Genomic DNA, 20,350 nt, shown 5'->3' with positions numbered 1-20,350 from the left:
GCCGACTTCCTGTGCTGAAGGAGGGCTCCCTGCTGGACGGGATCGTGGCTCAACTGAGCCAGCGGGACTCACTCCTGATCGATGGCCTCCAAAGCCTCGGACAGTCGCTGCAGGGCCGACATCGCCTGCTGGAACCCGTCGATGCCCAGTTCCTGGGCGAGCCGTTCCGCCAGGGCGCGATGGCCGGGGAGGATCCGGGCCACGGCTTCCCGGCCCGCCGTGGTCGGTGCCATCAGCTTGGCGCGGGCGTGGGCGGGGTTCGGCCGGTACTCCGCCAGGCCCTTGTCGACCAGCAGGTCGGCGATGCGTTGGACGCTCTGCCGGGTGATGCCCATCGCCCGGGCGATCTCGACGACCGGCAACGGCTCGCGCAGCACCGCCCCGAGCACCTGCCACCACGCGGCGGTCAGGCCGACCGGTCGGGCCAGCTTCTCGGAGACCTCCAGGAACTGCCCGTTGAGACGGAAGACGGTCGGCGCCGTCCCGGACAGCAGCGCGGCCGGGTCCGTCGGGAGTGCATCGTTCACCGCGGACCAGCCGCCATCAGCACCGGGAACGCGGTGGGGTCGGACAGGGCGAACAGCCGGTACCAGGCGTCGAGAACAGCGGGTTCGTAGACGTCGAGCATCGCGAGGACCTCGCGGGCGAACTCCACCGGCGCGGTCGGACCCGCAGTGATCAGGTTCCGGTCGGTGACGGCGGCGGCCTCCTGGTAGTGGTCGCCACCCGCGTACCCGGAAGCCGCCAGGTACTGCGCGGCCCCGCTGGTGTGGTCGCGCTCGTCGAGCACGCCTTCACGGGCAAGGCCGAAGGTCGCCCCGCAGATCGCCGCCACCGGCACGTCGGCTTCCAGGAACACCCTGGCCGCCCTGGCGAAGGCCGCATTGCCACCGGGCAGGTTCCAGGTGGCCGCCCCCGGCAGGATCAGCATCGCGGAGTCGGCGGGATCCAGCTCGCTCAGCACCATGTCCGGGAGGATCCGCACCCCGCCGGCGGTGGTCACCGGCTCCGGACTCTCCGCCACGGTCGCGATCCGGTAGCGGCCCGGAGTGTGCTGGTAGGCGTCATCGCGGATGTGGGCGATGGCGTGTCCCACCTCCCAGTCGGCCAGAGCGTCGTATACGGCAACGTGAACTGTCTTGGTCTCCATGGACAGTATGCTGTCAATTCGGCAGCACGCTGTCAAGTGTTCGCTGTGAGGAATCTCTTTGGCCGGCGGCAGAGCTGAGGCGCGCCGCCAGCGATCCACAGGTTTCGGCAGCTACTCCTGAGCGAGGGCCGGCACGGTGTTGCGGCTAGAACTCACCTGCCATGCCCGGGGCTTGGCGCATCGCGTGTCGCATGGTCTTGATCGGCGCCCACAGCTCGTCCTGTGCTTCGGCGGCGGCTTGCAGGGTCTCCCCGGGATGGGCGTCGCCCTGTTTCAGGCGCTTGACGATTCCGTACTGGTTCGGGGTGTCGCCCAAGGCGATCACGGAATCGGGGACCGCGTTGGCGGCGGGTTGGCCCGTCCGATCTCCTGCGCTGGCGAGGGGCCATGGTTGGTGTGGCCGCGCGTGGCTTCGCCCGCGCGGCCACAGGGCGTTCGCTGGGGTGGGGGTTTGGGTGGGAGGGGTTGTGTGGGAAGTCGGTGGGGTCGACTTCCTGTGCTGGTGGCGGTGTGGGTCGGGTTGGGGTTGTGGCGCGGGGGCGGGGGGGGGGGCCCCCCCCCGGGCGCCCCCCCCCGCCGGGGCGGGGGGGTTGGGTGGGGGGTGTGGGGGGGGGGTTGGGGGGGGGGGGGGGGGGGGGGGGGGGGGGGGGGGTGTGGGGGGGGGGGGGGGGGGGGGGGGGGGGGGGGGGGGCGCGGGGGGGGGGGGGGGGGGGGGGGGGGGGGGGGGGGGGGGGGGCCGGGGGGGGCGGCGCCCCGCGCGGCCGCAAGGCCCTGCCCGGGGGTGCTGCGGGCCGGGTGGCTGGTTCGGGTTCCTGCGCGGGTGTGGAGGTGGAGCAGATTCGCCCGTCCGGCTTCCTACGCTGGTGAGGGGCCATGGTTGGTGTGGCCGGGTGGGAGGGGGTTGCGTAGGAAGTCGGCGGGTTCGACTTCCTGTGCTGGTGGGGGCGGCGGTGTGGGTTGTAGCGCGGCCGCAAAGTCCTTCCCGGGGCGGGGGTCCTGCGGGGTGGGTGGTTGGTTCGAGTTCCTGTGTGGGTGTGGAGGTGAAGCAGCGTCGCCCGTCCGGCTTCCTGCGCTGGCGAGGTGGCCACAGGGCGCTGGCTGGGGTGGGGGTTTGGGTGGGAGGGGTTGCGTGGGAAGTCGGCGGGTTCGACTTCCTGTGCTGGTGGCGGCGTGGGTCGGGGTTGTGGCGCGGCCGCAAAGCCCTGCCCGGGATGGGGGTGTTGCGGGATGGGTGGCTGTGTGGAGGTGGAGCAGAGTCGCCCGTCCGAACGAGACGAGATGGGTGCGCCCCCTCGCTCGGGTCGAGTGAGGGGGCGGCAGGGTCAGCGGTTCATCAGGGAGTTGAGGTCGCCGTACGGGATGGCGTCGGTGAGGGAGGTGTAGGTGCCGGTGGTGGCCAGTTCTGCTGCCGCTCGGAGGGCCACCGCGTACGCGGCTTCGGCGACGCCGGAGCCGAGGCTGACGCGGGCGACGCCCAGCTTCGACAGTTCCGGTACGGAAGGGGCGCCCGGGCCCGCGAGGATGTTCACCGGGGCGGGGATTCCGGCGGTGAGGGCTGCGATGACGTCCGGGTCGGTGACCCCGGGGACGAAGATGCCGCTGGCGCCGGCGTCGAGGTAGGCGCGGGCGCGGTCGAGCGTCTCCTGGAGGCGGGTTTCCTCGGGGCCGATGGCGCGGAGGTAGGTGTCCAGGCGGGCGTTGATGAAGAGGGGGAGGCCGGCGGCGTCGGCTGCGGAGCGGGCGGCGGCGAGGCGCTCGCACTGGTCGGCGACCGGGCGCAGGGCGGGGAGATCCGGGTGGGCGTCCTCGATGTTGATGCCGACGGCTCCGGCGGCGATCACCCCGGTGACCGTCTCGGCTACCTCGGCGGGGGTGGCGCCGAACCCGCTCTCGATGTCGGCGGTGACCGGGAGGGAAACGGCGTTCACCACGCGGGCGATCAGCGCGATGGCCTGGTCCCGGTCGAGGTGGTCGCCGTCTGCGGCGCCGAGCCCCCAGGCGACACCGGCGCTGGTGGTGGCGATGGCGCGGGCCCCCGCTGATTCGACCAGGCGGGCGCTGGCGGCGTCCCAGGCGTTGGCGAGGGCCAGGGGGGTGGTGGGGGTGTGGAGGGCGTGGAACAGGTTGGCACTGTCGTGCTGCTGCGTGGTCATGGTCGGTATTGGAGCAGTGGGAGGGGGATGGTGTCTGGCGGATTTACGACAGAACCGTTGGGCCCCCTCGCTCGGAGAGAGCGAGGGGGTACGGGGAGTCCGGTCAGACGTGGTGGTCGAGTTGGCCGGCCTTGGTGGCGTCGAGGAGGGTGGCGAAGGCGGCGGAGGTGGTGCCGATGATGAGGTGGCCTTCGTCGGACTCACGGAGTTCGACGGCGCCGCCGGTCGTGCGAACCTCCACACAGTTCTCGACGTTGCCGCTATAGGAGGACTTCTGCCATTCGGTGTCGGTCATGCCGGACCCTTTCAAAGGTTTCGAGCGATCTTGCGAATCAGGGTGCGAGTGTCATCCTCGCTCAGCGCCGACGCTTCGGTGCGTTCGAAGAGAGCCCGGTAGCTGGTCAGTTCGCTGATCGCATCGAGGTATTCGGGACCTTGGGAGGACTCCCGCTCGACGGTGTCGAGTTCGGGGACCGCGCCGAACGCGTACGAGAGGTTCTCTGCGGGGCCGGGGAAGGTGTCGATGTCGAATGGCACGACCCGGATGGTCATCCAGGGCAACTCGGAATCCTTGAGCAGGGAGGCGAGCTGTTCCTTGAGGACGGGCGTGCCGCCGAACCTCGTCCACAGCACTGACTCGTAGATGAAGCACGTCAGCGGCTTCGGGTTGCGATGCAACTCGGCCTTGCGCTGCATCCTGAACGCGGTGCGGGTTTCGAGCTCGTGCTGAGGCAGTGGAGGAAAGACGCGTCCGAAGACGGCAGAGGCGTAGGCGAGGGTTTGGCAGGGGCCAGGCATGTGAGTGAGAAGCCACAGCGTGAGCCCACGAGCGGTCTTCTCGAACTCCGCGTTCTCGAGAACGCCGTCCGGGACGGTGCCTCGGTATTCCTCCCACCAGCCTTTGGAACGATCCCGGATCACGGCCTCCAACGCCTCGATCAAGGGTGGATTCAGGCACTTGCAAGCTGCTGCAAAGGACTGGAGCCGGTCGACGTTGACACTGGTTCTTCCGTTCTCCATCTGCGTGACCTGGGGGCCGCTCACTCCCAGCATGCGCGCGAGTTGACTGCCGCTGAGTCCGGCTTGCTCGCGCATCTTCCGCAGCTCGGCGCCCAGGCGGCGCTGGCGAAGGGTTGGGTTCTGACGACCAGGCATGTAGTCAGTCTGCCTCGCGGATGCTCGGCGGGCCATCCGTCCCTCGGGAGGGGGAACTTTCCAGAGAACGACCTAAGATTAAGTGGACCCTGGGGTATGGTCGATCTCACATCGATCCGATGGATCGTCAACTGTGGTTGTCTTCACGCCACTTGATCGCACTCGGGAGAAGTCCCATGCGTCACCTCAACATGCCTTCCTTCGCCCTCGCCCGGCAGTCGCTGCACGACACCATGTCCCGCGTCGGCTGGCCCCCGTCCGTCATCTTCGACGCCGAGTTGGCGCTCTGCGAGCTGCTCGCCAACGCCTGGAGGCACGGCGAAACCCCCGCGCCGATCGTCCAGATCATCTCGATCGACCACCTCCTCCGGGTCTCCGTCTCGGACGAGAGTTCGGTGATCCCGGCAGCGAAGGCCCCCGACCTCCTCGCCGAGTCCGGGCGAGGTCTCCAGCTCGTCGAAGGGCTCACCGATCGCTGGGGCGTGGACCCCCAAAAGCGCGGCAAGAGCGTGTGGTTCGAGCTGCGGGCCGCCTCGTGAATCCCCGGCGTCGCTACCCCATGAAGCCCGGCGACCCCCGCCTCCGCGCCTTCACGGACGACCACGTCCGCTCGCTCCTCGGTGAACTCCACGAGCGCGGCAAGAAGTTCGGCCTCGTCTGGCCGTCCTCCAGCACCGACAAGACCATGGACGGGCAGGTGCTCGTCTGCTTCAACACCGCCCCCCTCTCCACCCTCCTGAACCTCCTCACCCTGCTCCTCGACGCCGATCGCGAGCACACGTGCGATTCCTGATCACCGCCGCCTTCGCCGTCCTCCTCGTCCTCGCCTTCGCGACCGTCGCCCTGGGCGTCATCACGGCCCTCCGCGCCACCCCGCCCGACGAGGACGCCTGACCGCCAGCCCCCGCCGCCCCGCGTGCCGGGGGCTGCGGCACGATGGAGGGCATGGCACAGCGGCGATACGAGTACGCACCGGCGAACACTCTCCTCGGGCTTCTGCAAAGAGGTAGGGGACAGGGTGCGCTCATCGCTGCCGAGGATGCCGGGGCGGCGGCCGAGCTTGTGTACGCGTGCATCCGCTACGAGTGGCGATGGGATCCGCAGCTCGACGACCGGGCCCTCTACCTCGCACGCCTGATCCGGGACCTGGAGCTGCCGCTCGGCCCGGTGACCGACATGCTGGCCGGGGACGAGGGCACCCGCGACCGGGCCGCCAGCGTGCTGGAGCTGCTGGATGGGTCTCCTCGGCCCGACCCGGAGCGGGTGGGCGAGTGCTCGGAGCAGGATGTCCCCGCCTTGATCGCCGAACTGGAACGCCTCTGGGTGGAGCAGCAGTGGTGCGGCCCTGCCGCGCTGGCGCGGAGGCTCTCGCCGTCCGAGGAAGGGGCGGCCTCGCTCCTGCGGCGGTTCTGGTTGTGCACCCCGCATTCGTACGAGCGGGTCGCCTATCTGGAGGCGCTGCTCGCTATGAAGGCCCCGGGGACGGCGGAGGCGGCGGTCGAGTCGCTCTGGGACTGTGAGGCGGGCGCCCGCCTGTTCGGGATCTGGCATGCTCCGGACCGGCCCGACGTGCTGCGACGAATCGCGTACCTGCGGGACGATCCGATGGAGGAGCCGGTTGTCCGGGAGGCTGCCGTTTCGGTGTTGCGCGGCACCTCCGGGCCCCTATTGTGATCCCCGGCCGATAGGCCGCCAACTGCCTTGGGGGGCACATGGGTGAGTGGGACGGTTTCCTGACGGACGACTACGCAGCCGTGGAGGAGACCAGCGCCGCCGTCGCGTACACGGAGACCGAGGTCGTAGTGGTGGAAGAGGTCCACTTCACGGAGGTCACCGAGGTCACCGAGGTCACGGAGGTCTCGTTCGAGAGCTACCTCTCCGTGTCGGAGACCGAGACCGCCGTCGGGTCGTACGAGTCCCACGCCGACAGCACCGACCACACCTCCGACGACGGCGATCCCGGGTACGACGTCTGGTCCTGATCCGGCGAAGCCTCGAACCCTGGAGGTGCCGTGCCGCCCTCGATCACCCTGGACGCCGAACGCCGGATCGCGGCGTCGCCGGAGCAGGCCCGCGCCGCCGTGGTGGCGGTGCTGCACCGGTCCGGGTTCCAGCTGACCGCCGACCTCGCGACCGTCATCGAGGCCCAGCGCGGCTCCGCCGTGCGGGTGGTGATGACGGTTCCGGACCAGGTGCCGATGCTGGCGCGGGTGAACGTGCTGCCCGACGCCGGCCCGCGGGCCGCGCTGGTTCGGGTGCACTTCTCGGACCGGGCCGTGTCCACCGCGATGGTCGGCGTGCAGGAGCCCTTCCAGCAGGCGTTCCTGTCGACCCTCGCCGCCTTCGACACGGCGCTCGCGGGCCTCGCCCCGGGGACGGCCGTCGGCGCCTTCCCCGCTCCTCGGCTGTGGTTGAAGCAGCCCGGTTCGGACGTCGCGGAGCGCGGCCATGCCGCCGGTCAGCGCATCGTCGAGGGGGCGGTCTCGACCGCCGCGGCGGTCTCCGGCCGCTTGGGTGGGCAGAGGAGCGGCGGACTGGCGGGCTGGGCGGGCATCACCCACGTCCGGTTCGCCTCGTCGGCGGGCGTGGCGGTACTCGACCTGCCCGCGGTCGGCGCGCTGCTGGCGATCCCCGCGCTGATCAGCTCCGAGCAGGCGTCGGCGGGCAGAGAACCGTCGCTGCCGGACGCGCTGAGGACGAAGGTGTTCGACCTCGCCGCGCTGATCGAGACGGGGATTCCCCAGGGCGCCTACGGTGTCCAGACCGTGGAGGTCCCGGGCGAGCACCGGCTGACCTTCCAGTTCCTGCACCAGCAGGCGGCGATCCGCTCCCAGCTGCCCATCCGCACGCTCTGCGTCTGCCGGGACTGCAAGCACCCCAAGGTCGTCAACCTGGACCTGAAGCGGCTGCAGACGAGGAACCGCCGGATCAAGATGCTGGTGTCCGTGCTCGGCGTGACCGCCGGGCGCGACAACATCAACCCCTTCCAGGTCTTCAGCACCGTGTTCCGCCAGGCGAAACTGGACCCCGACTTCATCTGCACGCGTTGCGAGAGCACCGAGGCGTACGAGCGCCCGGTCACCTTCTGCCCCGGATGCGGGGACCAGCGCGCGGAGGCGGTGCTGACCACCTGCGGCAAGTGCCAGCACGACTTCCGCAGCATCGTCCAGGGCGCGCGCATCTGGGACGCCGTGCCGCCGGCGCCGGCGGTGCCTCCGATGCCGGTGATGCCGCCGATGCCCGCCGCGCCGCCCGCGCTGCCGCCCGTCCACGGGTTCGGCCCGCCGCCCGTCCCGTACGCGGCCTCGGCCGCAGCCGTGCCCCTTCCGCAGCCGGTGCCGATGCTTTCCCAGCCCTGGACCGCCCCACCACAGGTCAACCCGTACGCCCAGCCCGCACCCGCACCCGCACCCGCTCCCGCCCCCGGGCGGCACTGCGCGATCTGCGGCCGCCCGGCCGACGTGCTGTGGAGCGTCCACGTCCCGCGCGACGGGGCCTGGCAGCAGCTCGGGGTCTGCGCGAGCACCCCGGCCTGTTCCCCGCCACCCGGCGCCGCGCCCGTGCGGGTCTGAAGAGGAGACACGAAGATGTCCGAGGAGATCGACGACTACGACCACTACGCCCCGCCCGACACCCTTCTCGGCCTGCTCCAGCGCGGCCGGGGCGAGGGCGCGATCAGGGCAGCCGCAGATCCGGCAGGCGCCGCCGACCTCGTCTACGGCTGCATCCGCCGCGAGTGGCGCTGGGATCGACAGTCGGACCACCGCGCGCTCTACCAAGCGCGTCTGCTCCGTGACCTGGAGCTGCCGCCCGGTCCGGTGATCGAGCTGCTGGCGGCGGACGAGGACACCAGCGAACGGGCGACCTACGTGCTGGAGCTGCTGGCGGCCGCAGGCTCGGCGGAGGCCCTGGAGGCGCTGCCCGACGGCCTCCCCGAGGAGGAGGAGAGCAGGCCGCCGCGCCGGTTGAAGCGGCCGGACCCGTTCCCGGACAGGGACAGCGCGAGCCTGCTCGATCTGCTGCGTGATCCGCAGGCGTCCGCAGGGACCAAAGGGACGGCCCTGTTCGCGCTGTCGCTCCGCCCGCCCGAGCCCGCACTGATCCCGCTGGTGCCGGACCTCGGTGCCGCCGACGACACGTTCCACCTGCCGTACCTGAGCCGGGCGGTCGAGCCGCTGGCCGAGCGGGCCGTCCCCGCCGCCCGGGTGTGGGCGGCCTCGGAGCGGGATTGGCTCGCCGGCCTGGGGCTCGGCGTGCTGGCCGCTCACGGTGACGGGAGCGACGTGCCGAGGCTGATCGCGGGCCTGGAGCGGGACTGGGCGGACCGGGCCTGGTGCGGCTCGGAAAGGGTCGCGTCCGGTCTGGCGCGCTTCGGGCCGGCGGCGGCGGACGCCGTTCCGGTGCTGCGCCGCTTCTGGCTCTGCTCCCCGCACTCGTACGAGCGGACGGCGTACCTGGAGGCGTTGGGGGCGATCGGGGCCTCGGGCGCGGCCGAGGCGTACGTCGAGTCCCTCTGGGACTGCGAGGTCGCCACCCGCCTGCTCGGGATCGCGAACGCCCCCGACCGGCCTCACGTGCGGGAGCGGCTGGCCTACCTCCGGGACGACCCGATGGAGGAGCCCGACGTCCGTGAGGCCGCCGCCGAGCGACTCGGGGCGGGTCGAGGAGGTTAGAGTGGGCGCGTGAACGTGTGAGTGATGGCCCGGACCCCATGAGGCGGTTCGGGCCACACTTGTTTCCAGGCATTCCGCCCTGTGACCTGCCCGTTCGCCGGCCCACCCGATCAGTACCAGAGTCTCCGGAGGCCCGCCTTGAGCGATCAGCCGTTCGCGCATCTGCACGTCCACACCGAGTACTCGATGCTGGACGGTGCCGCCCGGCTGAAGCAGATGTTCAAGGAGGTCGAGCGCCTCGGGCAGACGCACGTGGCGATGACGGACCACGGCAACATGTACGGCGCCGCCGAGTTCCACCGGCAGGCCACCGACGCCGGGATCACCCCGGTCATCGGCATCGAGGCGTACGTCGCGCCGGAGTCGCGCTCGAACACCAAGCGCATCCTGTGGGGCCAGCCGCACCAGAAGCGGGACGACGTCTCCGCCTCGGGCGCGTACACCCACAAGACGATCTGGGCCCGGAACAAGGAGGGCCTGCACAACCTGTTCAAGCTGACCTCGCGCTCGTACGCGGAGGGCTGGCTGGTGAAGTGGCCGCGGATGGACAAGGAGCTGATCTCCGAGCTGTCCGGCGGCCTGATGGCGACCACCGGCTGCCCGTCCGGCGAGGTGCAGACGCGCCTGCGCCTCGGCCAGTTCGAGGAGGCGCTCAAGTCCGCCGCCGACTACCAGGACATCTTCGGCCGGGAGAACTACTTCCTGGAGCTGATGGACCACGGCCTGGACATCGAGAAGCGGGTCCGCGACGGGCTGCTGGAGATCAGCAGGAAGCTGAGCATCCCGCCGGTGGTCACCAACGACTCGCACTACACCACCGAGGCGGACGCGGGCGCGCACGACCTCCTCCTGTGCGTGCAGACCGGCAAGAACCTCTCGGACCCGGACCGCTTCCGGTTCGACGGCACCGGCTACTACATCAAGTCGGCCGCCGAGATGTACGCGCTGGACTCCTCGGACGCCTGGCAGGAGGGCTGCCGCAACAGCCAGCTGCTGGTGGCCGACCGGGTCGACACCGAGGGCATGTTCAAGTTCAGGAACCTGATGCCCCGCTTCCCGATCCCGGAGGGTTTCGAGTCCGAGGCGGAGTTCTTCCGGTCCAAGGTCTGGGAGGGCATGGACTGGCGCTTCCCGGGCGGGTACGACGAGGAGCACAGGAAGCTCGCCGAGTACGAGATGGACACCATCGTCCAGATGGGGTTCCCGGCGTACTTCCTCGTGGTCGCCGACTTCATCATGTGGGCGAAGGGCCAGGGCATCGCGGTGGGCCCGGGCCGCGGTTCGGCGGCGGGGTCGCTGGTCGCGTACGCGATGGGCATCACCGACCTGGACCCGATCCCGCACGGGCTGATCTTCGAGCGGTTCCTCAACCCCGAGCGCATCTCCATGCCCGATGTCGACATCGACTTCGACGAGCGCCGGCGCGCGGACGTGATCCGCTACGTGACGGAGAAGTGGGGTTCCGACAAGGTCGCCATGATCGTCACGTACGGCACCATCAAGGCGAAGGCCGCGATCAAGGACTCCTCGCGCGTCCTCGGCTACCCGTACGCGATGGGCGACCGCATCACGAAGGCGATGCCGCCGGACGTGATGGGCAAGGGCATCCCGCTCTCCGGGATCACGGACTCCTCGCACCCGCGCTACAGCGAGGCGGGCGAGATCCGGGGGCTGTACGAGAACGACCCGGACGTCCGGAAGGTCATCGACACCGCGCGCGGCATCGAGGGCCTGATCCGCCAGCCCGGTGTGCACGCGGCCGGTGTGATCATGTCCTCCGAGCCGCTGACCGACCACATCCCGGTCTGGACCCGGCACACCGACGGTGTGACCATCACGCAGTTCGACTATCCGACTTGTGAGGGCCTCGGCCTCCTCAAGATGGACTTCCTCGGCCTGCGCAACCTGACGATCATGGACGACGCCGTCAAGGCGATCGAGAGGAACAAGGGCCGGAAGATCGAGCTGCTCGAGCTGCCGCTCGACGACAAGCCCACCTACGAACTCCTCGCCCGCGGCGACACCCTCGGCGTCTTCCAGCTCGACGGCGGGCCCATGCGGTCGCTGCTGCGGCTGATGAAGCCCGACAACTTCGAGGACATCTCCGCCGTCCTCGCGCTGTACCGGCCGGGCCCGATGGGCGTCAACTCCCATACGAACTACGCCCTCCGCAAGAACGGCCAGCAGGAGATCACCCCGATCCACCCGGAGCTGGAGAAGCCCCTGGAGGAGGTGCTGCGGCCCACCTACGGCCTGATCGTCTACCAGGAGCAGGTGCAGAAGGCCGCGCAGATCCTCGCCGGCTACTCGCTCGGCCAGGCCGACCTGCTGCGCCGCGCCATGGGCAAGAAGAAGAAGGAGATCCTGGAGGCGGAGTTCGTCCCCTTCCGGAAGGGCTGCCGCGAGCGCGGGTACTCGGACGCGGCGATCCAGGCGGTCTGGGACGTCCTCGTCCCCTTCTCCGGCTACGCGTTCAACAAGGCGCACACCGCCGGGTACGGGCTGGTCTCGTACTGGACGGCGTACCTCAAGGCCAACTACCCGGCCGAGTACATGTCCGGCCTGCTGACCTCCGTCAAGGACGACAAGGACAAGTCGGCGGTCTACCTCAACGAGTGCCGCAAGATGGGCATCCAGGTGCTGCCGCCGGACGTCAACGAGTCGGATTCGGACTTCACCCCGCACGGTGACACGACCATTCGCTTCGGGTTGACGGCCATCCGCAACGTCGGCGGCCCGGTCGTCGAGTCGATGATCCGCACCCGCAGGACGAAGGGGAAGTTCTCCTCCTTCCCCGACTTCCTGGACAAGGTGGAGTCGGTGGTCTGCAACAAGCGGACCGTCGAATCCCTCATCAAGGCCGGGGCGTTCGACTCCCTCGGCCACACCCGCAAGGGCCTCAGCGCGCAGTTCGAGCCGATGATCGACAACGTCGTCGGCGTGAAGCGCAAGGAGGCCGAGGGGCAGTTCGACCTCTTCGGCGGCGACGCCACCGAGGACGAGCCGAGCTTCGGGCTGGACGTGGTCTTCTCCGAGGAGGAGTGGGACAAGTCCTTCCTGCTCACCCAGGAGCGGGAGATGCTCGGCCTGTACGTCTCCTCGCACCCGCTGCACGGCATCGAGCACGTGCTCGCCGACAAGGCGGACTGCGCCGTCGCCGACCTCGCGGACCGGCCGGACGGGACGATCGTCACCATCGGCGGCATCATCTCGGGCCTCCAGCGGAAGATGACCAAGCAGGGCAACGCCTGGGCCATCGCCACGGTGGAGGACCTGGCGGGCTCCATCGACTGCATGTTCTTCCCGGCGAGCTACCAGCTGGTCTCCTCCCAACTCGTCGAGGACGCCGTGGTGTTCGTGCGCGGCAAGCTCGACAAGCGCGAGGACGTGCCGCGGCTGATGGGCATGGAGCTGTCCGCCCCCGACCTGTCGAACGCGCACGCCGAGGCGCCGATCGTCATCAACATCCCCACCGGCAAGGTCACGCCGCCGCTGGTGGCCCGGCTCGGCGAGGTGCTGGCCCACCACAAGGGGTCGACGGAGGTGCGGCTGCGGCTGGAGGGCCGCACCAAGACGACGGTGCTGCGGCTGGACCGGCACCGGGTGAAGTCGGACCCGGCGCTGTTCGGGGACCTCAAGCAGCTGCTGGGGCCGAGCTGCCTGGCGAACTCGGGTAACTAGGGCCGGTCCGGGCTGGGTCTAGACCCCGTCGCTGGTCAGGCCCGGCGGCACGGAGGTGTGCAGGGCCGAGACGAAGGCCGAGATGGCCGGGTGGCTGCCCGCGCCCGCGCGGAAGGCGGCGCGGGTGCGGCGGTACATCGGCAGGCGGGTGAGGACGACGCCGGGGGGCTGCTGCGCCGTGCCCAGGTGGGGGACGAGGGCGACGCCCTGGCCCGCGCCGACCAGGGCCAGCACGGTGGTGAAGTCGTCGATCTGGTGGCGTACGCGCGGGGCGAAGCCCGCCGCCTCGCAGGCGCGCACGGCCATGGTGTGGCAGAGCGTGCCGGGCGGGGACAGGATCCACGGCGCCGAGCGCTGCCCGGCGACCGTGCCGGGGGCGCGGGCGGCCAGGTACATGGGCTCGGTGAAGACGGGCCTGGTCACCGCCAGGCCCGGCTCCGGGTCGGCGGGGACGAGGTCGTACTCGTGGACCAGCGCCACGTCCAGCTCGCCCGCGCGCAGCGCCGCGCCGACGCCCGCCGGGTCGACCTCGGTGACCATCGGCTCCACGTCCGGGTGCCAGGCGGCCAGGTGGCCGAGCACCCCGGGGATGATCGCCCGGGCCGCCGAGGGGTAGGTGCCGATCCGCAGCGGACCGGCCAACCCCTTTTTGGCGTGGGCGAGTTCGGCTCCCGCCTGCTCCAGCAGGGCGAGCACCGACTCGGCGTGCCGGACGAGCCCGACCGCCGCCGGGGTGAGCGTCACGCGGCGGCCGGTGCGCTCCAGCAGGGGCACGCCGGCCTCCTTCTCCAGGACGGACAGCTGCTGGGACACCGCCGAAGGGCTGAAGGACAGCGCCTCGGCGACGGCGGCGATGGTGCCGAGGTGGGCCAGTTCGCGCAGCAGGCGCAGGCGTCGTACGTCGAGCATCGGCTCAGCTTACGAGAACCGTCGGAAACGTGAACTGGACCCGGGCGATCGACTGACCCGAGGATCGTGGTCATGGACCTCAAGGGCATCTACGTCCCCCTGATCACCCCCTTCGCCGCCGACGGCACCGTCTGCCTCGACTCGCTGCGGAAGCTGGCCGGCGAGCTGCTGGAGGCCGGCGCCGCCGGGCTCGTCGCGCTCGGCACCACCGGCGAGCCCGCCGCCCTGACCGCCGACGAGCGCCAGGCCGTGATCGACGTCGCCGCCGACGCCTGCGCCGCGTTCGGCGCCCAGCTGATCGTCGGCGCGAGCGGCGGCGACACCCGCGCCACCGCCGAGGCGCTGGTGGCGCTCGGCGCCCGCGCCCCGCGGGCCGCGGCCGCGCTGGTGACCGCCCCGGCGTTCGTCCGCCCCGGCGAGGCGGGCACCGTCGCCCACTTCCGGGCGCTGGCCGCGGCCAGTCCGCTGCCGCTGATCGTCTACCACATCCCGTACCGCACCGGGCAGCAGCTCTCCACCGCCGCCCTGCGCGAACTCGCCGCCATCGACGGGGTGGTGGGCGTCAAGTACGCCACCGGGGGCCTCGACCAGACGGCGGCCGAGCTGCTCGCCGACACCCCCGAGGGCTTCGCCGTGCTGACCGGTGAGGACGTCTACCTCGCGCCGATGCTGGCGGTCGGCGCGGCCGGCGGCATCCTGGCCTCCGCGCACCTGGCCACCGCGCGGTTCGTCGAGCTGGACGCCGCCTGGCGGGCCGGGGAGGTCGGGCGGGCACGCGACCTCGGGCACCGGCTCACGGCGCTGGCCCTGGCCGCGTTCACCGCGCCGAACCCGTCGGTGACCAAGGGCGTGCTGCACGCCCAGGGACGCATCCCCACCCCGGACGTACGGCTGCCGCTGCTGCCGGCCGGGCGGGCGGAGGTGGACGCGGCGCTGGCACTCGTGAATGGTCTGGACCACTAGGTTCCGGCCTGGCGGGGCCGGCACCGTTCCAGCCAGGCGTTCACCCGGGCGTTCACAGCGTGGAATAGCAGGTCGCCCCAGCCCCGTGGCAAGGCATGATGGGCGGAGGTCGGCTGTAGGCAGCACATTCAGAGGAGAGTCGGAATGAAGATCGGCATCGTCGGGGCCACCGGTCAGGTCGGCGGAGTGGTCCGCGAGATCCTGGCGGAGCGCAACTTCCCCGTGGAGCAGCTGCGCCTGTTCGCCTCGGCCCGCTCGGCCGGGCGCACCCTGCCCTGGCAGGGCACCGAGGTCACCGTCGAGGACGCGGCCACGGCCGACTACAGCGGCCTGGACATCGTGATCTTCTCCGCCGGCGGCTCCACCTCCAAGGCCCTCGCCCCCAAGGCCGCCGCGGCCGGCGCCGTCGTCATCGACAACTCCTCCGCCTGGCGCCGCGACCCCGAGGTGCCGCTGGTCGTCTCCGAGGTCAACCCCGAGGCCATCGCCGACCGGCCCAAGGGCATCATCGCCAACCCCAACTGCACCACCATGGCGGCCATGCCCGTGCTGCGCCCGCTGCACGAGGAGGCCGGCCTCGCCGCGCTCGTCGTCTCCACCTACCAGGCCGTCTCCGGCAGCGGCGTGGCCGGCGTCGCCGAGCTGGCCGGCCAGGCCGCCAAGGTCGTGGACGGCGCCGCCGCCCTCGCCCACGACGGCGGGGCCGTCGAGTTCCCCGAGCCCCAGGTCTACAAGCGCCCCATCGCCTTCAACGTGCTGCCGCTGGCCGGCTCCATCGTCGAGGACGGCTCCAACGAGACCGACGAGGAGCAGAAGCTCCGCCACGAGAGCCGCAAGATCCTCGGCATCCCCGAGCTGAAGGTCGCCGGCACCTGCGTGCGCGTGCCCGTCTTCTCCGGCCACTCCCTGCAGATCAACGCCCGCTTCGAGCGCCCGATCAGCCCCGAGCGCGCCGCCGAGCTGCTCGCCGGCGCCCCCGGCGTCGAGCTCTCCGAGATCCCCACCCCGCTCCAGGCCGCCGGCAAGGACCCGAGCTATGTCGGCCGCATCCGCGCCGACGAGACCGTCGAGCACGGCCTGTCGCTGTTCGTCTCCAACGACAACCTGCGCAAGGGCGCCGCCCTCAACGCCGTCCAGCTGGCCGAACTCGTCGCCGCCGAGCTCAAGGGCTGACGAGTGCAAGGAATGACGAGCTCGACGGCTGCTGGGCTCAACGGCTGACGGCCGAACGCGCACAGCGTGACGCGAAGGCGGGCCCCTCGTTCTACCGGGGCCCGCCTTCGCGCGTCTTTGCGACTCGTTGGGGCGGCTGTTGCGGTACCGGGACATCCCCAAAGGTTCGGCCCGCGAACCTTTGGGAAAAGGTGACCCAACGATCGGGCGGCCACGGGGACCCCTCACCCCACACACGCCCGGTGCCGGGCAACCGCCCACCCCTGACAAGAACCCCCGAGGGCGAGCGGAAAGAAGGTGCGCGGATGGACCGCTGTGTCGTCCTGGTGGATGCCGGATACCTGCTGGGCGCCGCCGCCAGCCTCCTCGCCGGAGACCCTTCCCGGTCCAAGGTCACCGTCGACCACACCGCCCTGATCACCGCCCTGCGCGAACGCGCCGAGGCCGAGACGGGCCTGCCGCTGCTGCGCATCTACTGGTTCGACGCCGCCCCCGACCGGCGCCCGATGCCCGAGCACCGCCGGCTGCGCGTGCTGCCCCGCGTGACCGTACGGCTCGGGGCGCTCACCCGGGCCGAGGGACGCTGGGTGCAGAAGGGCGTGGACGCGGCGATGCACGCCGAGCTGTCCGAACTCGCCCGCAACCGGGCCTGCGCCGACGTCGTGCTGATCACCGGCGACGGGGACCTGCTGCCTGGGATGATGACGGCCAAGGAGCACGGCGTCGCCGTCCACCTGTGGGCGCTCCAGGCCGCCGACGGGGACTTCAACCAGTCCGAGGACCTGGTCGGCGAGGCCGACGAGCGGCGCGTCCTCGACCGGGAGTGGATCGAAGCCTCCTTCTCGCTGCGCGAGACCACCACCGGCTACCCCGCACCGGGCTCGGGCGCGGCCCGGCACGAGATCGCCAAGATCCTCGCCGCGCCGCCCGCCGGCCCGCTGCCCGCCGTGGCGCCGCCCGTCGTCACCCCGGCCGCCGCAGCTGCGGCCGCTGCCGCCGGTGCGGTGGGCGCCGTGGGTGCCGTCGCGCCGGAGGCGCCCGCCGCCGGAGGGCAGCCGCAGCCCGCCGCGGCCACCCTGCGGGTCGTGCCGACGCCCAAGGACCTCGCCGGACGGGCCTCCGCCGTCAGTCCCGTCAGCCCCGTCACCCCGATCACGGCGGCCAACGGGCACGCCCACGCCAACGGGCACGCCAACGGGCATGCGAACGGACACGCCAACGGACACGCCGCCGGCGGGCCCGTCCTGCGGTGGTCCTCCGACCGGGGCTGGGTCGACCGGCCCGCCCCGGAGCCGTCCGTCTGCGCCGGGGACGGCCTGCCCACCCTCGCCCAGCTGACCACCGCCGAACAGCGCTGGGCCGACCGCGAGGAGGACATCACCACCATCGGCGGCGACGCCCACGAGGTCGGGCAGGTCTTCGCCCGGCGCTGGAGCGACCGCCTCGGCGACGTCGAGAAACTCACCGTCCTGTGGCCCGACTACCCCCGCATCCCGCACCGGGTCGATGGCGAGCTGCTGCGCTACGCCGCCCGCTTCGGGCTGCTCGCGCACAAGGACGACCAGATCGACGAACACGACCGCTACGCGATCAGGGCCGGGTTCTGGAAGGAATTGGCCGCCCGGGTGCCCGGCGGGTCGATGGTCGTCGACGACTGACGAGCCCTGGCCGAGCTGCGGGGTCCGCGGCGAGCGGGCCCCGTTGTCCGGTTCGCCCGTACGAGCGCGTAGAGTCTTCGGACGTGAACGAGACGGCCGGGCGAGCACCCCAGGACACCCCGCCGTGCGTCGTCGTACGCGACCTCGTCCGGACGTATCGCAGCGGCCGCGGCGCCGCCGCCCGCGAGATCCGGGCCAACGACGGGATCAGCCTCACCGTCCGCCAGGGCGAGGTCTTCGGGCTGCTCGGGCCCAACGGCGCCGGCAAGTCCACCCTGGTCCGCCAGCTCACCGGACTGCTGCGCCCCGACTCCGGCACGGTCGAACTGCTCGGCCACGACGTCGTCCGCCACCCCGAGCGGGCCGCCCGGCTGCTCGGCTACCTCGGGCAGGAGTCCACGGCGCTCGACGAGCTGACCGTCACGCTCGCCGCCGAGACCACCGGACGGCTGCGCGGGCTCTCCCGGGCCCGGGCCAGGGCGACGACGGCCGAGGTGCTGACCGAGCTCGGGCTGGAGGCGATCGCCACGCGGCCCCTCGCCAAGCTCTCCGGCGGGCAGCGCCGCCTCGCCTGCTTCGCGGCCGCCCTGGTGGGGGAGCGTCCGCTGCTCGTCCTCGACGAGCCGACCACCGGCATGGACCCGGTGGCGCGCCGCGCCGTCTGGTCGGCCGTCGACCGGCGGCGGGCCGAGCACGGCACGACCGTGCTGCTCGTCACCCACAACGTCATCGAGGCGGAGACCGTCCTGGACCGCGTCGCCGTCGTGGACGAGGGCCGGGTCATCGCCTGCGACACCCCGGGCGGGCTCAAGGCGCTCGTCGACGGCGACGTCCGGCTCGACCTGGTCTGGCGCGACGAGGCCCCCCTCGGCGTGCCGGCCGTCGCCGAGCTCGCCGACCGGGCCGAGCGCACCGGCCGCCGCTGGACCGTACGGACCACCCCCGAGCAGGCCCGCGAACTGGTCGCCGCCGTCACCACCGGCCCGGCCTTCGCCGCCCTCGACGACTTCACCCTCGCCACCCCGAGCCTCGAGGACGCCTACCTCAAGCTCGGCGGCCGCCACGGAGGACTGGCCAAGTGACCCTGCTCTCGGTGCCGCCGCAGGCCGACCGGCGGGCGGCCACCCCCGCCCCGCTGGCCCCCGCCGCCCGGCTGCTGCCCGCGCTCGCCGCCGTCTACCGGGCGCAGCTGGCGCGGGCGAAGGTGGCGCGGATCCCGCTGCTGTTCGTCGCCACCTTCCAGTCGCTCGGCATCCTGGTGATGATGCGCGGCGTGGTGGACGCCGGGCAGACCTCGGAGGCGCGGTCGGTGGTCGCCGGCTCCAGCGTGCTGGTCGTCGCGTTCGTGGCGCTCAACCTGCTGGCGCAGTACTTCGGGCGGCTGCGGGCCAGCGGCGGACTGGACCACTACGGGACGCTGCCGGTGCCCGCCGCCTCCGTGGTGCTGGGCGCGGCCGCGGCGTACGCCTCCTTCACCCTGCCCGGGACGGTGGTGACGGCGGCGGTGGGCGCGGTCATGTTCGGGCTGCCGCTGGGGCAGCTGTGGGTGCTGCTGCTCGTCGTCCCGCTGGCGGGCGCGGCCCTGGCCGGGCTGGGCGCGGCCTGCGGGCTGCTGGCGCCCCGGCAGGAGATCGCCACCATGCTCGGCCAGCTCGGCATGTCGGCGGCGCTGCTGCTGGGCGTGCTGCCCGTCGACCACCTGCCGCAGCCGGTGCTGTGGCTGCGGGACCTGCTGCCGTCCACGTACGGGGTCGAGGCGTTCGCGCGGACCTTCACGGCCGACCCGGACTGGGCGATGGTCGCGGCGGACCTCGGGGTCTGCGCCGGGGTGGGCGTGGTGTCGCTGGCCCTCGCCACCTGGGCGTACCGGCGGGCCGTCTCGCGCTGAGGGATCGCTGACAGATCTTGGGGGGATCTTGGGGAGGGCTCCGCGGCCGTTCCGACGACCGGCGTGAAACGATGGGGCGTGTGACCGTACCGAACACACCTCCGGATCGCTCCCCCGCCGACGTGCGGGCCGTGCCGGACGCCGCCCCCGATCCGTTCGCGCCGCCGACGGCGGACCTGGAGGGGGCGACGGCGCCGGTGTCGCCGATGCCGCCGCTCGGTCTGGGGAAGGCCGAGCCGGTGCTCTCGCCGGGGGAGCGGCTGCGCGACGAGCTGCGGATCGGGGCCTCGGCGGTGCTGGTCTGCCTGGTGGTCGGTGTGGCCATGGCCGTGCTGTGGGCCTGGCTGGCACCCAAGGTGCCGCTGGTCGTGGACGGCGACCGCATCCTCTACGCGGACCCGGAGGGCGAGCAGCGGGCCGGGGCCGACGCCGTGTTCGTGCTGATCGGCCTGGGCGCGGGCCTGCTCACCGCGCTCGGTGCCTTCCTGCTGACCCGTCGGCGGGGCGGCGGGATCTCCGTCGCGGTCGGGCTGGCCGTGGGCGGGCTGCTCGGTTCGCTGGGCGCCTGGCGGCTGGGGCGGTGGCTCGGGCCGAGCAAGGACCTGATCGGCGAGGCCCGCAAGGCGGGCAACGGCGGGCACTTCGACGCGAGCATCGACCTGGGCGCGCTGGGCGCGCTGCTGGTGTGGCCGATGACGGCGATGGTGGTGCTGCTCGCACTGTCGGCGGCGTTCGGCAAGCGCGAGGAGGACCCGCCGCCGTACTGGGGGATCCCGGCGGGGAGCCTTCCGGAGGCGCCGGAGGGCGAGGGCCACCTGCCGGAACACGGTGGGGACGGCAAGGCGCTCTGAGGTTCGGCGAGAGCGGGAGGCGGACGGTTCGGTACGGGCCGTAGGCCTCCCGTTCCGTGTTTTCCGGGGCGTTTACTACGGATGTAGTGACACTAC

At 72.0% G+C, this 20,350-nt stretch carries 20 protein-coding genes; 13 read left to right on the top strand and 7 right to left on the bottom strand.

What is annotated here, in order from left to right; all coding sequences use genetic code 11:
- Nucleotides 1-68: 68 nt before the first annotated feature.
- From ACIBCA_RS23295 to ACIBCA_RS23270, 6 genes are all read right to left on the bottom strand, one after another.
- Nucleotides 69-527, bottom strand: coding sequence for a MarR family transcriptional regulator (locus tag ACIBCA_RS23295; protein ID WP_324607648.1), 459 nt, complete (start codon nt 525-527; stop codon nt 69-71).
- On the bottom strand, nt 524-1,150 hold the full coding sequence (locus ACIBCA_RS23290; RefSeq protein WP_396284878.1) for a DJ-1/PfpI family protein: 627 nt from the start codon (nt 1,148-1,150) through the stop codon (nt 524-526). Before ACIBCA_RS23290 ends, ACIBCA_RS23295 begins: the two co-directional genes overlap by 4 nt.
- 145 nt (nt 1,151-1,295) lie before the next feature.
- Nucleotides 1,296-1,466, bottom strand: coding sequence for a hypothetical protein (locus ACIBCA_RS23285; RefSeq protein WP_396284877.1), 171 nt, complete (start codon nt 1,464-1,466; stop codon nt 1,296-1,298).
- Nucleotides 1,467-2,472: 1,006 nt separating this feature from the next.
- Nucleotides 2,473-3,303 carry an isocitrate lyase/phosphoenolpyruvate mutase family protein gene (locus ACIBCA_RS23280; RefSeq protein WP_396284876.1) on the bottom strand — a complete coding sequence of 277 codons (831 nt, stop codon included), beginning with the start codon at nt 3,301-3,303 and terminating at the stop codon, nt 2,473-2,475.
- Between the two features lie 103 nt (nt 3,304-3,406).
- Nucleotides 3,407-3,598, bottom strand: a complete 192-nt coding sequence (locus tag ACIBCA_RS23275; RefSeq protein ID WP_396284875.1) for a DUF397 domain-containing protein — start codon at nt 3,596-3,598, stop codon at nt 3,407-3,409.
- An 11-nt stretch (nt 3,599-3,609) separates the two neighbouring features.
- Complete coding sequence (locus ACIBCA_RS23270) at nt 3,610-4,458, bottom strand: helix-turn-helix domain-containing protein (protein ID WP_396284874.1); 849 nt, start codon at nt 4,456-4,458, stop codon at nt 3,610-3,612.
- Between the two features lie 176 nt (nt 4,459-4,634).
- Between ACIBCA_RS23270 and ACIBCA_RS23265 the strand changes: the two genes are divergently transcribed.
- From ACIBCA_RS23265 to dnaE, 7 genes are all read left to right on the top strand, one after another.
- Complete coding sequence (locus ACIBCA_RS23265) at nt 4,635-4,997, top strand: ATP-binding protein (RefSeq protein WP_396284873.1); 363 nt, start codon at nt 4,635-4,637, stop codon at nt 4,995-4,997.
- 20 nt (nt 4,998-5,017) lie between these two features.
- The gene (locus ACIBCA_RS23260; RefSeq protein ID WP_396284872.1) at nt 5,018-5,251 is read left to right on the top strand and encodes a hypothetical protein; all 234 of its coding nucleotides are present in this window, start codon (nt 5,018-5,020) and stop codon (nt 5,249-5,251) included.
- 152 nt (nt 5,252-5,403) lie between these two features.
- Nucleotides 5,404-6,132 carry a hypothetical protein gene (locus ACIBCA_RS23255; protein WP_396284871.1) on the top strand — a complete coding sequence of 243 codons (729 nt, stop codon included), beginning with the start codon at nt 5,404-5,406 and terminating at the stop codon, nt 6,130-6,132.
- A 38-nt stretch (nt 6,133-6,170) separates the two neighbouring features.
- Nucleotides 6,171-6,440 (top strand): hypothetical protein, encoded by a 270-nt coding sequence (locus ACIBCA_RS23250; RefSeq protein ID WP_396284870.1) that lies wholly within the window; start codon nt 6,171-6,173, stop codon nt 6,438-6,440.
- Between the two features lie 30 nt (nt 6,441-6,470).
- Nucleotides 6,471-8,030, top strand: coding sequence for a hypothetical protein (locus ACIBCA_RS23245; RefSeq protein WP_396284869.1), 1,560 nt, complete (start codon nt 6,471-6,473; stop codon nt 8,028-8,030).
- A 15-nt stretch (nt 8,031-8,045) separates the two neighbouring features.
- The gene (locus tag ACIBCA_RS23240; protein ID WP_396284868.1) at nt 8,046-9,131 is read left to right on the top strand and encodes a hypothetical protein; all 1,086 of its coding nucleotides are present in this window, start codon (nt 8,046-8,048) and stop codon (nt 9,129-9,131) included.
- A gap of 138 nt (nt 9,132-9,269) precedes the next feature.
- The gene (dnaE, locus tag ACIBCA_RS23235) at nt 9,270-12,812 is read left to right on the top strand and encodes a DNA polymerase III subunit alpha (protein ID WP_396284867.1); all 3,543 of its coding nucleotides are present in this window, start codon (nt 9,270-9,272) and stop codon (nt 12,810-12,812) included.
- A gap of 18 nt (nt 12,813-12,830) precedes the next feature.
- Here the strand turns inward: dnaE and ACIBCA_RS23230 are convergent, their stop codons facing one another.
- On the bottom strand, nt 12,831-13,721 hold the full coding sequence (locus ACIBCA_RS23230) for a LysR family transcriptional regulator (protein ID WP_396284866.1): 891 nt from the start codon (nt 13,719-13,721) through the stop codon (nt 12,831-12,833).
- Between the two features lie 72 nt (nt 13,722-13,793).
- On the opposite strand from ACIBCA_RS23230, the gene ACIBCA_RS23225 reads away from it, so the two are divergent.
- The 6 genes from ACIBCA_RS23225 (at nt 13,794) to ACIBCA_RS23200 (ending at nt 20,254) form a co-directional block, all read left to right on the top strand.
- Nucleotides 13,794-14,684: a dihydrodipicolinate synthase family protein gene (locus ACIBCA_RS23225; protein ID WP_396284865.1), complete on the top strand. Its 891-nt coding sequence runs from the start codon at nt 13,794-13,796 to the stop codon at nt 14,682-14,684.
- Nucleotides 14,685-14,828: 144 nt separating this feature from the next.
- Nucleotides 14,829-15,857 carry an aspartate-semialdehyde dehydrogenase gene (locus ACIBCA_RS23220; RefSeq protein ID WP_396284864.1) on the top strand — a complete coding sequence of 343 codons (1,029 nt, stop codon included), beginning with the start codon at nt 14,829-14,831 and terminating at the stop codon, nt 15,855-15,857.
- A gap of 305 nt (nt 15,858-16,162) precedes the next feature.
- Entirely contained in the window at nt 16,163-17,515 is a 1,353-nt protein-coding gene (locus tag ACIBCA_RS23215; protein ID WP_396284863.1) for an NYN domain-containing protein, read from the top strand.
- A gap of 83 nt (nt 17,516-17,598) precedes the next feature.
- The gene (locus ACIBCA_RS23210) at nt 17,599-18,597 is read left to right on the top strand and encodes an ABC transporter ATP-binding protein (RefSeq protein WP_396284862.1); all 999 of its coding nucleotides are present in this window, start codon (nt 17,599-17,601) and stop codon (nt 18,595-18,597) included.
- Nucleotides 18,594-19,403, top strand: a complete 810-nt coding sequence (locus ACIBCA_RS23205) for an ABC transporter permease (protein ID WP_396284861.1) — start codon at nt 18,594-18,596, stop codon at nt 19,401-19,403. The genes ACIBCA_RS23210 and ACIBCA_RS23205 overlap by 4 nt, the downstream gene beginning before the upstream one ends.
- A gap of 80 nt (nt 19,404-19,483) precedes the next feature.
- On the top strand, nt 19,484-20,254 hold the full coding sequence (locus ACIBCA_RS23200) for a hypothetical protein (RefSeq protein WP_396284860.1): 771 nt from the start codon (nt 19,484-19,486) through the stop codon (nt 20,252-20,254).
- The last annotated feature ends 96 nt before the right edge of the window (nt 20,255-20,350 follow it).

The organism is Kitasatospora sp. NPDC051170 (genome assembly GCF_044455705.1).
GTDB lineage: Bacteria > Actinomycetota > Actinomycetes > Streptomycetales > Streptomycetaceae > Kitasatospora.
Note: the sequence above shows the minus strand (reverse complement) of the source record. Positions and strands in the feature narration are given on the sequence as shown.